The 12,491-nt window shown below is 37.9% G+C and carries 12 protein-coding genes; 10 read left to right on the forward strand and 2 right to left on the reverse strand.

From position 1 onward, the window contains the following. Nucleotides 1-571: 571 nt before the first annotated feature. The 8 genes from ALPR1_RS05215 (at nt 572) to ALPR1_RS05250 (ending at nt 7,864) form a co-directional block, all read left to right on the forward strand. Nucleotides 572-1,381: a MotA/TolQ/ExbB proton channel family protein gene (locus tag ALPR1_RS05215; RefSeq protein WP_008198958.1), complete on the forward strand. Its 810-nt coding sequence runs from the start codon at nt 572-574 to the stop codon at nt 1,379-1,381. A gap of 55 nt (nt 1,382-1,436) precedes the next feature. Continuing rightward, nucleotides 1,437-1,766, forward strand: coding sequence for a hypothetical protein (locus ALPR1_RS05220; protein ID WP_008198960.1), 330 nt, complete (start codon nt 1,437-1,439; stop codon nt 1,764-1,766). A gap of 1 nt (nt 1,767) precedes the next feature. Further along, complete coding sequence (locus ALPR1_RS05225) at nt 1,768-2,403, forward strand: ExbD/TolR family protein (protein WP_008198961.1); 636 nt, start codon at nt 1,768-1,770, stop codon at nt 2,401-2,403. A 1-nt stretch (nt 2,404) separates the two neighbouring features. Further along, nucleotides 2,405-2,869: an ExbD/TolR family protein gene (locus ALPR1_RS05230; RefSeq protein ID WP_008198963.1), complete on the forward strand. Its 465-nt coding sequence runs from the start codon at nt 2,405-2,407 to the stop codon at nt 2,867-2,869. A 64-nt stretch (nt 2,870-2,933) separates the two neighbouring features. Beyond that, nucleotides 2,934-4,247 carry an MFS transporter gene (locus ALPR1_RS05235; RefSeq protein ID WP_008198965.1) on the forward strand — a complete coding sequence of 438 codons (1,314 nt, stop codon included), beginning with the start codon at nt 2,934-2,936 and terminating at the stop codon, nt 4,245-4,247. Between the two features lie 5 nt (nt 4,248-4,252). Next, nucleotides 4,253-5,722, forward strand: coding sequence for a bifunctional ADP-dependent NAD(P)H-hydrate dehydratase/NAD(P)H-hydrate epimerase (locus tag ALPR1_RS05240; protein ID WP_050776366.1), 1,470 nt, complete (start codon nt 4,253-4,255; stop codon nt 5,720-5,722). A gap of 53 nt (nt 5,723-5,775) precedes the next feature. Beyond that, nucleotides 5,776-6,963 (forward strand): MFS transporter, encoded by a 1,188-nt coding sequence (locus ALPR1_RS05245; protein WP_008198970.1) that lies wholly within the window; start codon nt 5,776-5,778, stop codon nt 6,961-6,963. A gap of 58 nt (nt 6,964-7,021) precedes the next feature. Then, the gene (locus ALPR1_RS05250) at nt 7,022-7,864 is read left to right on the forward strand and encodes a DUF3667 domain-containing protein (RefSeq protein ID WP_008198971.1); all 843 of its coding nucleotides are present in this window, start codon (nt 7,022-7,024) and stop codon (nt 7,862-7,864) included. A 42-nt stretch (nt 7,865-7,906) separates the two neighbouring features. Here ALPR1_RS05250 and asnS read toward each other — a convergent pair whose 3' ends face one another. Next, entirely contained in the window at nt 7,907-9,358 is a 1,452-nt protein-coding gene (gene asnS / locus ALPR1_RS05255; protein ID WP_008198973.1) for an asparagine--tRNA ligase, read from the reverse strand. 176 nt (nt 9,359-9,534) lie between these two features. Between asnS and rpoN the strand changes: the two genes are divergently transcribed. Beyond that, on the forward strand, nt 9,535-10,980 hold the full coding sequence (rpoN, locus tag ALPR1_RS05265) for an RNA polymerase factor sigma-54 (RefSeq protein ID WP_008198975.1): 1,446 nt from the start codon (nt 9,535-9,537) through the stop codon (nt 10,978-10,980). A 74-nt stretch (nt 10,981-11,054) separates the two neighbouring features. Then, nucleotides 11,055-11,600 (forward strand): PA-phosphatase, encoded by a 546-nt coding sequence (locus ALPR1_RS05270; protein WP_153231769.1) that lies wholly within the window; start codon nt 11,055-11,057, stop codon nt 11,598-11,600. 99 nt (nt 11,601-11,699) lie between these two features. On the opposite strand, the gene ALPR1_RS05275 is transcribed toward ALPR1_RS05270, so the two are convergent. Continuing rightward, entirely contained in the window at nt 11,700-12,437 is a 738-nt protein-coding gene (locus ALPR1_RS05275) for a porin family protein (RefSeq protein WP_040303244.1), read from the reverse strand. Between the last annotated feature and the right edge of the window lie 54 nt (nt 12,438-12,491).

Raw genomic sequence — 12,491 nt, forward strand, 5'->3', positions numbered from 1 at the left:
ATTAGGACTTTTTCCCTTAGTCCTGAATAAGCATAGTGAATTTTGAAGTCTGGATTTCGGAGCAATAAGATAGAAGAGCCAGAGTTTCAGGATATACTATTAAGATTTGGGCGAAGTGTAAAATTTATTTAACGTGAAATAAGAAGATTAAAGAATAATTAATGTTAAAAGATTTTAGGAAAGTTTGTTTGAGAAATGGATAGCGAATCATTTTTTGTAACTTACTTACGAAATCGAAAAGTTTTAAAAGGCTTATAAACGTTTAGGTAGAGATGTTTTATCTCTATTTAAATATTTGAGACAAAGGCTCTAAAAAGATTGGATTGAGCTTTATTTTCTAGATATTTGAAAGAAATTACCGAAAGTATTGAGATTATAGAACCTTTTACAGTCCAAAGGAATATATTCCGCTCGTGTAAAAATTGCTCCGTTTTCAGTTTGAAAGCGGGATTTTTCCAAAAAATCTAAAAGAGTCCATTGTTTTTTGAAATTAAAAAATGATAACTTTAAAACTCGATTTTAGTGAAGAAACCATTTAACCTTTATCAAAAGTCTATTTAAAAATCAAATTATGAGAAAGTTAATCGCTTTGTTCATGCTTGCAGGTATCATGTTTGTTCCTGTTTTCGCAAACGCACAAGAAGCAGAAGCTGATTCTGCAGCTCAAGAAGAAATGGCTCCTGTAGTAGAAGAACCTGCTGCATCATCCACAATTGTAGACGACGAGATCGTCGCAGAGGAGCAAAGCTTCCACCAAGTAGTAAAAGAGAAGTTTATTGAGGGAGATCCTTTGTACATGACTCCAGTATTGATCTGTTTAATCTTAGGTCTTGCTGTAGCTCTTGAAAGAATCATCACTTTGAACCTTTCTACTACAAACACCAAGAAATTATTGGCAAAAGTTGAAGATGCGCTATCTTCAGGTGGAGTAGAAGCTGCCAAGGATGTAACTAAAGGCACAAAAGGCCCAGTTGCTTCTATTTTTACTCAAGGACTAATGAGATACTCAGAAGGTATCGAAATGGTAGAGAAATCTATTATTGCTTACGGTTCTGTTGAAATGGGTAGATTGGAAAAAGGTCTAGTTTGGATCTCTTTGTTTATCTCTCTTGCTCCAATGTTGGGTTTCATGGGTACAGTAATTGGTATGATCGGTGCATTTGACTCTATTGAGGCTGCCGGTGATATTTCTCCATCTTTGGTTGCTGGAGGTATTAAAATTGCCCTTTTAACAACAGTTGCTGGTTTGATCGTTGCGATTATCCTTCAGTTGTTCTACAACTATTGTGTTGCAAAAATTGACTCTTTGGTTAACGACATGGAAGATGCATCAATTACTTTGGTGGACATCTTAGTGAAGCACAAATTGACTGGTAAGTAAGCCGTCAAAACCTTGCGTTTCAATAAATTAAGTTAACCCCAAAGAAAGCTACATTATGGATACTTATGACATTTTATTATACGGTAGTTACTTACTCATTGCGGTTGGAGCATTCGTTGCAATTGTAATGCCTTTGATCAAGTCTTTGGATAATCCAAAAAGCTTGTTGAAGACAGTAGTAGGTATCGTAGGCATTGCGGTGTTGTTCTTTATTGCTTATTCAATATCAAGTAATGAAGTACTTCCAAAATTTGAAGCTGATCCTTTTAACCTAACACCGGGAAGTTCTCAGTTGGTAGGTGGAATGTTGATCACTACGTACATCCTTGCGATTGTTGCCTTGGTAGGAATCGTATTTACTGAATTAAATAAAGCGATAAAGTAATATGGCTAGAAAGAAAAATAGAATGGTCCAGGAGGTCAATGCAGGTTCTATGGCAGACATAGCTTTCTTGCTCCTGATCTTCTTTCTCGTCACTACTACTATTGCATCAGATAAGGGTATTTTGAACGTACTTCCACCTAAAGTGGATCCTAACGTTCCGCCACCAGACATTCAAAAGAATGAGCGTAATATTTACACCATTCTTGTCAACGCGAACGATGATCTTCTTGTAGAAGGAGAGTACAGAGAAAATGCCGATGGATTAGACAAAGATGTGAAGGCTTTTGTTTTGAACTTCGGAGCTCCGGATGAAGAAGCAGCTGCTCTTTACAATTCCTTGCCCGCATCTCTTCAAGCAGAAGCAGCAAGAAATCCTGAATCTTCGGATCATCCAAGTGAAGCCGTTGTTTCCATCAAGACAAACAGAGGTACTAGCTATGAAAAATACCTAGAAGTCCTTGACTTGGTGAAAAAAGCGTACTTCGATATCTATGCAACTAGAGCGAACTTAACAACAGATGAGTACAGAGCTCTTGGTGGTAAAGATGACGCAGAACAAGCGCTTATAGACAAAGGGAAAGAAGGCATTGCGATGCAGATTTCCATTGCAGAACCAGATAAACTAGGAAGTAATTAATATGGGAAAGTTCGGAAAGAAAAATAAAGTCTCTGAGAATATCCCAACGTCGGCGTTGCCGGATATTATCTTCATGCTTCTTTTCTTCTTCATGGTAACTACCGTGTTGAGAGATCAGGAGATATTGGTTGAGCAAAAGATTCCTCAAGCTACCCAGCTTCAGAAATTGCAGAAGAAAACGTTGATCTCTTACATGTTCATTGGAAAGCCAAAAAACGTAGCCTTGTATGGTTCTGAACCAAGAATTCAGGCAAACGATGCGTTGATGAATCCAAGTGATATTGTTCAATGGGTAAACCAGGAAAGAGATTTACTACCTGAAGCAGATCGTGGAGGAATTACCATTTCTTTGAAAGTGGATAAAGATGTAAAAATGGGTCCTATCTCTGATGTTCAGACTGAGCTTAGAGAAGCAGATGCCCGAAGAGTTCTTTACGCTTCCGTTGGGAAAGTGGCAAATAACTAATAAATACTACTCTGTAAATAGAAAGCTATCCCTTAATTTGGGGTAGCTTTTTTTGTTTATACTCATGCTAGCAACTCTTAAGAATAAAAAGAAGGTCCAAAACGGTTGGGCAATGTATGATTGGGCCAATTCGGTATATAGCCTTGTCATCACTTCTACCATTTTCCCTGTTTATTATAACAGCGTAACCAAGTCCTCAGACGGATCGGATTTAGTTAGTTTCTTTGGAATAGATATGATCAATACGGTCTTATACTCCTATTCTATTTCCTTCTCTTTTTTAGTTATTGCCCTGATTTCTCCCTTGCTTTCTGGAATCGCGGATTCGACAGGAAAGAAACTGGGTTTTATGAAATTCTTTGCCTATATGGGTTCTATTTCCTGTGTGGGGTTATTTTTCTTTGATGGGAGTAATCTTGAATTTGGTGTCATTGCTAGTGTGCTGGCAAGTATTGGGTACGCAGGAAGTATTGTGTTCTATAATGCCTATTTGCCTGAAATATCGGAGGAGAAAGAGTATGACTTTTTAAGTGCCAAAGGTTTTGCTTTGGGCTACATAGGATCCGTAATTCTTCTGGTGGTGAATTTATTGATGATTCAGTTTCCATCATCTTTCGGTATTCCTGATGATGGGATTGCAGCTAGACTTTCCTTTTTAATTACAGGTATTTGGTGGGCTGGATTTGCTCAAATTACCTTCAACGTATTACCCAAAAATCCCTATGGTAGAAATGTGACCCGAGAAATTTTATCCAAAGGGTATAAAGAAATTAGAAAAGTGTTTTTTGAGGTTCGAAAGATTGGCGTGATGAATAAGTTCTTGGCCTCATTCTTCTTTTATTCCATGGGCGTTCAGACGGTGATGTATCTAGCTGCAAGTTTTGGAGATAAAGAGCTTGGCTTGCCTGGAGATCAATTGATCTTGACCATTTTGATCATTCAGTTTGTAGCCATCATAGGAAGTTACTTTTTTGCTTATATCTCAAAAAAGTATGGGAATAAACCGAGCTTGGTAATCATGGTTTTGATTTGGATTCTTATCTGTGGGGCTGCTTATTATGTTTACTCCGTGTATGAATTCTTTGCTCTTGCAGTAGTGGTTGGTCTGGTAATGGGAGGGATTCAGTCTCTGTCTAGGTCTACCTTTTCTAAACTGATTCCAGAATCGACTACGGAACATGCATCTTATTTTAGTTTTTATGATGTGACAGAGAAATTGGCGATTGTAATTGGTACATTTTCCTATGGAGTAATTGAGCAATTGACAGGAAGTATGCGTAACAGTTCTTTATCATTAGGAATCTTCTTCTTGGTGGGACTAGGCTTCCTTTTATTAGTAACAATTCCCAAAACTCAATTGAATTCTAGTAAAACATAAAAGTGATGCTGAAGATTATTGAAGGTGAACAAGTCAAAGTACTTGATAAAAAACATATAGAAAATTCTGGTCAATCCAGTCATGAGTTGATGGAGTTGGCAGCCATTGGTTTTACCAAATGGTTTCTACATCAAAAATCCTTTCGTAAGGAGCATGTGTATATTTTTTGTGGCGCAGGGAATAATGGTGGAGATGGTTTAGCCATTGCCCGAATCTTAGTAAACCACGAATTTCAGGTAACAGTCATTCCTTGTTTTGAGGATGAAAATAAACTCTCTCACGATGCAAAGCTAAATTGGGATCTATTACCCAAATCAGTTCATAAACTTAGCCTTGAGGAAATTGGTAATCCACATGACGCTGTGTTTATAGATGCGTTTTTAGGGGTGGGATTGAAAGGTAACCTAAGGGAGAGTGCTGTTCCCATCATTGACAAGATCAATGCGATGGTTGGCCCCAAAGTGGCAGTTGATATTCCGAGTGGTTTGCCATCCGAATCTACTTCAGATAGTGTAGTAGTAAAAGCTGATTATACTTTGACTTTTGCCTTCCCAAAGTTGAGCTTGCTACTACCGGAAAATGCAGCGTATGTTGGGGAAATGGAAGTTGTTGATATCGGGATTCCAGAAGATGAATTTCAGGAGTTTACTTCCCAAAAGTTTTTCATTTCTGCTAAGGATATTCCACAGCTTCATCCACAATTTAACCGGTTCTCCTACAAAGGAGATTATGGCAAAGTATTGATTACAGGTGGAAGCCCAGGAAAAATGGGGGCTTTGATCCTTTGTGCAAAAAGTGCACTACGATCTGGATCGGGATTGGTGACATGTCATGTGGAAGATACCGAAAGGCATATTATTCAGACGGCCGTACCTGAAGCCATGGCCACCTGGGGTTTAATTGCGAATCTTGACTATTACGATGCATTGGGAATAGGTCCTGGCTGGGGTCAAGATGGAAAGGCTCATTTGTTAAAGCAAATACTTGGAGAATACAAGAAGCCAGTTGTCATTGATGCGGATGGCTTGAACATACTTGCTAGAAAAAAAGAACTTTTAGAATCTGTTCCCAAAAATTCTATTTTGACACCGCATCTGGGAGAGTTTAAGCGATTGGCAGGAGAAAGTGAGAATCATTTGCAGCGTTTAGAAAAGGTAAAAGAATTTTCTGCCAAGCATCAGCTTATTGTGGTTCTAAAGGGTGCTAATACCGTTATCACTCTTCCGGATGGAAGACAATTGTTTAATTCCTCAGGAACGAAATATATGGCTACAGGAGGCTCGGGTGATGTGCTTACAGGAATAATTACTTCTTATTTAGGACAAGGTTACAGTCCTGAAAATGCAGCAATTTGCGGTGTTTATCATCATGGTTTAGCCGGTGAGTTCGCTGGAAAAGATAAAAGAAAGGGGCTTATTGCTTCAGATATTATTGATGCTATTCCCGAAACTTACCGTCTATTGGATATTCCCTGATTGGTTATAACATTCAAACAATAGTTTAGGGGTTGACCTACCTAATTTTTCAGATGAAAAACGAAAGACTTTTACTCTATACCTTAGCCCTCATCAATTTTGTGCACATGGTGGATTTTATTATCATGATGCCCTTAGGTCCTCAATTGATGAGGATTTTTGAAATTAGCCCGAGGGAATTTGGCTTGTTAGTTTCTTCCTATACTTTCAGTGCGGGCTTTTCGAGTTTTTTTGGAGCTTTCTTTTTAGATAGATTTGATCGGAAGAAAATCCTGCTGGTGGTTTATGTAGGATTCACTTTGGCAACCCTTGCCTGTGCTTTGTCTCCAAGCTATTCAATTTTACTGATTTCCCGAGTTCTATCTGGCTTGTTTGGAGGATTGACTTCCGCATTGATATTGGCAATTATAGGGGATGTAATTCCAAATGTAAGAAGAGGTGCTGCTATGGGATTGGTAATGGCTGCATTTTCAGCTGCTTCTGTGCTAGGAGTACCTCTGGGATTGTTTTTGGCCAGTATTTCCAACTGGCATACTCCTTTTTTTATTTTGGCGGGAGTTTCATTTCTTAGCTTGGGAATGATTTTAAAATTTATTCCTTCGATAAGGGAGCATTTAGATCAAGGGTATATCAGGCCGAATCCGATTTTGGTGGTATCCAGAGTCCTCCAAGACAAAAATCAAATGCGGGCAATTAGTCTTTCTGTGATGATGATGTTTGGTCAATTTATGATCATCCCATTTCTTAGCCCTTATTCAGTTTCAAATATTGGTTTTTCAGAGGTACAATTGACCTACATCTACATAGCTGGAGGAGCCTTTACCATTTTTACTTCCCCTTGGGTAGGTAAACTTTCAGATAAGTATGGTAAGCTAAAAATATTTACAATTTTCATGAGTTTGAATGTGATCCCTATTGGGATCATCACACATTTGGGACAAACTCCCATTCCATATGTACTTTTAGTGAGTACCATGTTTTTTGTAACTTCCAATGGCAGGTTTGTGCCTGCAGCGGCATTGGTGACAGGAACGGCAAAACCTGAAAATCGTGGCAGTTTTTTGAGTTTTAATTCAGCAGTTCAACAATTGGCGATTGGTGTAGCTTCTTTAATTGCAGGTTTGATTATTGGTGAAACGACCTCTGGGGAGTTGACCAACTTCAATTATGTGGGTTATCTAGCAATCGTATTCAGTCTATTATGTATTCCTTTAGCTAGAAGAATTAAAGTAGTCAGTTAAAAAGAGTGGGTTGAATTGAATTTTAAATTCAACATGGATAGAAAATAAATTCATATCGATGGAATCTAAGGTTAATTCTTGTGTACGATGCGGTGTAGAACTCAAGGGTAAATATTGCTCTAATTGCGGTGAAAAAAGGATTGAAAGTGAAGATAAAAAGCTGAATCATTTTTTGGAAGAGGCCATTTCTTCAGTTTTTGTTGCTGATGGGAAATTTTTTAAAACGATTAAATTACTTCTAACTAACCCTGGAGAACTCACCAAAAGTTTTGTTTTGGGTATAAGGAAAAAATACCTTTCGCCACTTCAGCTTTTCTTTTTTGCAAACCTGGTTTATTTCATTTTTCCTTTTATATCCACATTCAATACTACCTTGGATGTTCAATTAAACAATCTTCCCTATAGTAATTCAATCCGTCCGATAGTAGAATCCTATCTTCAAGAAAGTCAAAAATCACTCGAGTCCTTTACTTTGGAATATGAAGGGATTTCATCTTCTAATGGGAAGCTTTTATTGATTGTATTGGTTTTGCTCCAAGGCTTGTTTCTGAAACTGCTTTTCTGGAAAAGAAAAAACCTGTTCTTGGTGGATTTTCTTGCCGGTTCGGCGTATTTCTATGGGTTTTATATTCTATTTGTTCTGGTTTTACTACCAGGGATAATCATGCTCTTTGGAGATGTGTTAGGTATGTCCTTTAATTCATTTTTTAATGAGTTGACACTTTCCATCACTTTTCTACTTGTGATTATTTTATATATGTATTTCTTAATCAGAAAAGCCTATGATGCTAGTAACATTGGGTCTTTGTGGAGAAGTGTCTTATTGGGATTTTTTATTATTCCCAGTTTTATAATCTATCGATTTATATTATTCTGGATTACCTATTGGATGGTGATATGAATAAAAAAATCCCCAGCTTAGAATAAACCGGGGATGGAATTTTTAAAACTCAGCATTACCTGGGGTTCTTGGGAATGCAATGACATCTCGAATGTTACTCATACCCGTAACGAATAAGACCATTCGCTCAAAACCTAGCCCAAAGCCTGCATGAGGAGTAGCGCCAAATCTTCTGGTGTCTAAATACCACCACATTTCATCTTGTGGGATATTCATCTCTTCCATACGTTGAGTTAGGACATCCAGTCTTTCTTCTCGTTGAGAGCCACCCACGATTTCTCCAATTCCAGGGAAAAGAATATCCATGGCTGCGACAGTTTTGCCGTCATCATTCTGACGCATATAGAATGACTTGATCTCTTTTGGGTAATCAGTAAGAATAACTGGCTTTTTGAAATGTTTCTCTACCAAATACCGCTCGTGCTCAGATTGTAAATCAGCACCCCATTCATCGATTAGGTAAGCAAACTTCTTCTTTTTGTTTGGTTTAGAGTTACGAAGAATGTCGATGGCCTCTGTATAGGTCAATCTCACAAACTCATTTTCTGCGACAAACTTTAATTTTTCTACCAAGCCCATTTCACTTCTCTGATCCTGAGGCTTGCCTTTTTCTTCTTCAGCAAGTCTTTTGTCCAAGAATTCAAGATCACTTCCGCAATTATCCAATGCATATTGAATGATGTACTTCAAGAAATCTTCAGCAAGATCTTGGTTGTCCTCGGCATCATAGAAAGCCATTTCAGGCTCAATCATCCAAAACTCAGCAAGGTGTCTCGCTGTATTGGAATTCTCTGCACGGAAGGTAGGTCCGAACGTATAGATTTCTGATAAAGCCATTGCAGCCAATTCACCCTCAAGCTGTCCTGAGACCGTAAGGTTCGCTTCTCTTTCAAAGAAATCTTCACGGTAGTCGATGTCTCCATCTTTGGTAAGAGGAGGGTTTTTTAAATCTAGCGTCGTTACTTTAAATGTTTCTCCTGCACCTTCTGCATCAGAAGCGGTAATGATAGGCGTATGGATGTAGAAGAAGCCCTTATCATTAAAATATTTATTAACTGCGAAGGCTAATGCATGTCTTACTCTAAAAACCGCGCTGAAAGTATTTGTACGCATTCTTAGGTGAGCAATTTCTCTTAGAAACTCTAAAGAATGCCTTTTAGGCTGAAGTGGATATTTCTCAGGATCTGCTTCTCCCAAAACTTGGATGCTGATGGCGTTTAGCTCTGAAGCTTGTCCTGCACCTTGTGATTCCACCACAGTTCCTGTCACTTTTAGACAAGCTCCTGTTGCACATTTTTTCAGAATATCCTCTGAAATAATAGTTGGATCTGCGACAATTTGGTAATTGGTAATCGTGGATCCATCGTTTAAGGCGATAAAAGAAACATTTTTGTTACTTCTCTTCGTACGAACCCAGCCCATGAGTGTCACTTCTTTTCCAACAGGACTTTCATCCAGGATGGTCTTGATTTTGACCCGTTTGTTAAATGCCATTAGGAGTTATTATTTAAGGAAAACCAAATTTCCGAGTGTTTTTAAGTGGAATGCAAAAAAACGATTAAATAAGCTTTTTATCAAAAAATTGCTTGTTTTTCCTAACTTTGGATATGAGGCTTTTTCAAAAGAAAAGGCCTTTTTTGAACCCAAATGCAGGTTTTATCTGATTACAAATGCAAAAGCTAAATCTTAGCCATTCACTTTCTCAAAAACTATCTCCTCAGCAGATACAATTTATCAAATTGTTGCAGGTTCCAACGGCTGAATTAGATGCCCGGATCGAAGAGGAATTAGAAATTAATCCTGCCTTAGAAGAAGGAAAGGATGAAGAACCCAAAGAGGAATTCGAGGATAATTATGAAGAAGAAGCAGTTCCGGAAGAGCGAGATGTGAATATTGATGATTATCTGGATGATGAGTATGGAGGATATAAAATGCAGGGTGATGGGAATTATAACTCAGATGAAGAAGATCGGGAAATGCCATTATCTAGTAACTCCTCGCTTCATGAACAATTAATTTCCCAGCTCAACTTCCTTAAACTGGATGATAGACAAAGGACTATTGGTCAGCAACTGATTGGTAGTATTGAAAATGATGGGTATATCCGTCGTGACCTCGAAGCAATTATTAATGACCTTGCTTTTAGCCAAAATATAGAGACTGATATTGATGAACTAGAGGAGATCTTAAGGAAAATTCAAGCCTTTGACCCAGCGGGCATTGCCTCAAGGAACCTTCAGGAATGTTTGACATTACAGTTGGAAAGAAAAGAACATCCAGAGGATCCTACGGTTATTCATGCGCTTAAGATTATTCACGATTGTTTTGATGAGTTTACTAAAAAGCACTACTCCAAGATTCAGAAAAGGTGTGACCTGAGTGAAGAGGAAACAAAAGATGCTGTACATCTAATCACAAAACTCAATCCTAAGCCAGGAGGGGTTTCGGATGGATTGGTAAGAACTCAATATATTATCCCTGATTTTATTTTGACCAACAACGGAGGTAAAATGGAAATCAGTTTGAATTCCAGAAATGCACCAGAGTTGAGGATTTCAAGATCATATTCTGAGATGTTTGATGCCTATGATAAGAGTGATAAGAAAGATAAGAAGCTGAAAGAAACAGTAACTTTTGTCAAGCAAAAGCTAGATGCTGCCAAGTGGTTTATCGATGCGATCAAGCAAAGACAAAATACTTTGTTGCGTACAATGGAAGCCATATTAATGTATCAAAAAGAATTCTTTGTGGATGGCGATGAGACCAATTTACGTCCAATGATTCTTAAAGATATTGCAGAAAGGATCGACATGGATATCTCTACCGTTTCTAGAGTTGCGAATAGTAAGGCCATTCAAACAGAGTTTGGAGTGTACCCTTTGAAATATTTTTTCTCGGAAGGTATTGCAACAGATAGTGGTGAAGACGTAAGTAATAGAGAAGTGAAGTCAGTGCTTCAGGCGATGGTTGATGCAGAAGATAAGAAAAAGCCATTGTCAGATGATAAGCTTGTGAAAATGCTTAATCAAAAAGGATACAATATTGCCAGAAGAACAGTTGCTAAATACAGAGAGCAACTTCAGATTCCTGTTGCACGATTAAGAAAGGAACTTTAGTGCTAAGATTTATTTCCCTTTTTCTATCAGTCGTATTTCAGCCTCTCCTTATACCAACTCTGGTATTTGGGCTTTTGCTGTATTTAGTTCCAGAAGCTACCAGTGTTCCAGAGGTGTTTAAGGGTAATATTCTGCTTTTGGTAGTACTTTCTACTTTAGCTATACCCATGGTAACTATTTTTGGGTTAAGGCTTAGCGGAACTTTGAAAAGTATCCATATGGAGGATATCAAAGATCGGGTGATCCCTTTTATTATAACCACCTTTTATTTTCTGTTGACCACCTATTTTTTGAGAGATAAGTCAGAGATAGATCCCGTGCTTTGGCAATCTTTAGGGCTTATTTCCTTGACTATATTAGGTTTGACCTTAGTCACCTTTTGGTGGAAGATGTCAGCTCATATGACAGGGTTTGGGGGGCTAGTTGCTACAGTTGTAGTGTTGGGTATGAAGTTTCCTACATTTACGCCATTATACCCTTTATTACTGGCGATCTTTCTTTCAGGTATTGTCGGGAGCTCTAGACTTTATTTAAACGCTCACAAGCCTATTGAGACTTATGTTGGCTTTGTTTATGGCTTTGTAATGTGTTTTGTAGGCTTTCAGTTTATCTACACTTAATTCTTTTTTCCAGGTCTTTCTTAAAAGGGGAATGCATAAAAATAATAAAGCCGAGCATGGAATCATGCTCGGCTTTATTATTCAATAATTTTTAAATTTCTAGAATACGTTGACTGCTACACCGAAATTCAATTGAGAAGCGGCAGTGCCATAGGGGCCTTTTCCGGCTTGGAATGTGCTATTTAATCCATAGTAGAACCAAGTGTAGAAACCAGGAGATCCAGCCTTAAAAGTCAGTCCATATCTAATTTTCTCCAATCCATAATTCTGGCTGTCTTTGACTTTTCTTTTAAGTCCATCAGCATCCTTAAATTTGTTTTTGGTATGAGCTTCGTATAAGATGCCTACTTTTGCTCCAATGCTAAATCTGAATCCTTTGGAATGGTTCGTTTTGTTTAAGTGATAGACAAAGTCTAAAGGAATATCAAAATAATTTACTGCAAGGGAATTGGTTTTGATACGAATGTCATCACCATAAATTTCAGTTAGGTCGACCATCTCACTGGACTCAGTTCCTAATAATGGATTGTTGACCAAGTTTTGTGGGTCTTTAAAAGCATACTTATCAGAACCCACACCAAAACCAGGGTTGAAAGTGATACCTGATTCTTCTCCAAATATTTTAAATGGATGCTGAAAATAAACATTGAATGTTCTGGAATCGAAAAAACTCAATCCCATGTCTTCTGGTCTATTATTTAGTTGGTTAAACCCAAACTCAAATACCAAGTCACTTGGGATATTTGGTCTGCCTCCAATAGAGTTTTTTGGTTTTTCTTGCGCAAAGGACGTTTGGATAATTACCAAAGCGAACAATAAGGTGTATATTTTTTTCATTAATTCGGGATAGAATTTAGCATTCATCGCGGGCAAAAATAGGAAATACAAAAG

The organism is Algoriphagus machipongonensis (assembly GCF_000166275.1).
Taxonomy (GTDB): Bacteria; Bacteroidota; Bacteroidia; order Cytophagales; family Cyclobacteriaceae; genus Algoriphagus; species Algoriphagus machipongonensis.

Coding starts and splice junctions, on each gene's coding strand:
- ALPR1_RS05215 (WP_008198958.1), top strand. CDS start 572: ATGAGAAAGTTAATCGCTTTGTTCATGCTTGCAGGTATCATGTTTGTT.
- ALPR1_RS05220 (WP_008198960.1), top strand. CDS start 1,437: ATGGATACTTATGACATTTTATTATACGGTAGTTACTTACTCATTGCG.
- ALPR1_RS05225 (WP_008198961.1), top strand. CDS start 1,768: ATGGCTAGAAAGAAAAATAGAATGGTCCAGGAGGTCAATGCAGGTTCT.
- ALPR1_RS05230 (WP_008198963.1), top strand. CDS start 2,405: ATGGGAAAGTTCGGAAAGAAAAATAAAGTCTCTGAGAATATCCCAACG.
- ALPR1_RS05235 (WP_008198965.1), top strand. CDS start 2,934: ATGCTAGCAACTCTTAAGAATAAAAAGAAGGTCCAAAACGGTTGGGCA.
- ALPR1_RS05240 (WP_050776366.1), top strand. CDS start 4,253: ATGCTGAAGATTATTGAAGGTGAACAAGTCAAAGTACTTGATAAAAAA.
- ALPR1_RS05245 (WP_008198970.1), top strand. CDS start 5,776: ATGAAAAACGAAAGACTTTTACTCTATACCTTAGCCCTCATCAATTTT.
- ALPR1_RS05250 (WP_008198971.1), top strand. CDS start 7,022: ATGGAATCTAAGGTTAATTCTTGTGTACGATGCGGTGTAGAACTCAAG.
- asnS (WP_008198973.1), bottom strand. CDS start 9,358: ATGGCATTTAACAAACGGGTCAAAATCAAGACCATCCTGGATGAAAGT.
- rpoN (WP_008198975.1), top strand. CDS start 9,535: ATGCAAAAGCTAAATCTTAGCCATTCACTTTCTCAAAAACTATCTCCT.
- ALPR1_RS05275 (WP_040303244.1), bottom strand. CDS start 12,437: ATGAAAAAAATATACACCTTATTGTTCGCTTTGGTAATTATCCAAACG.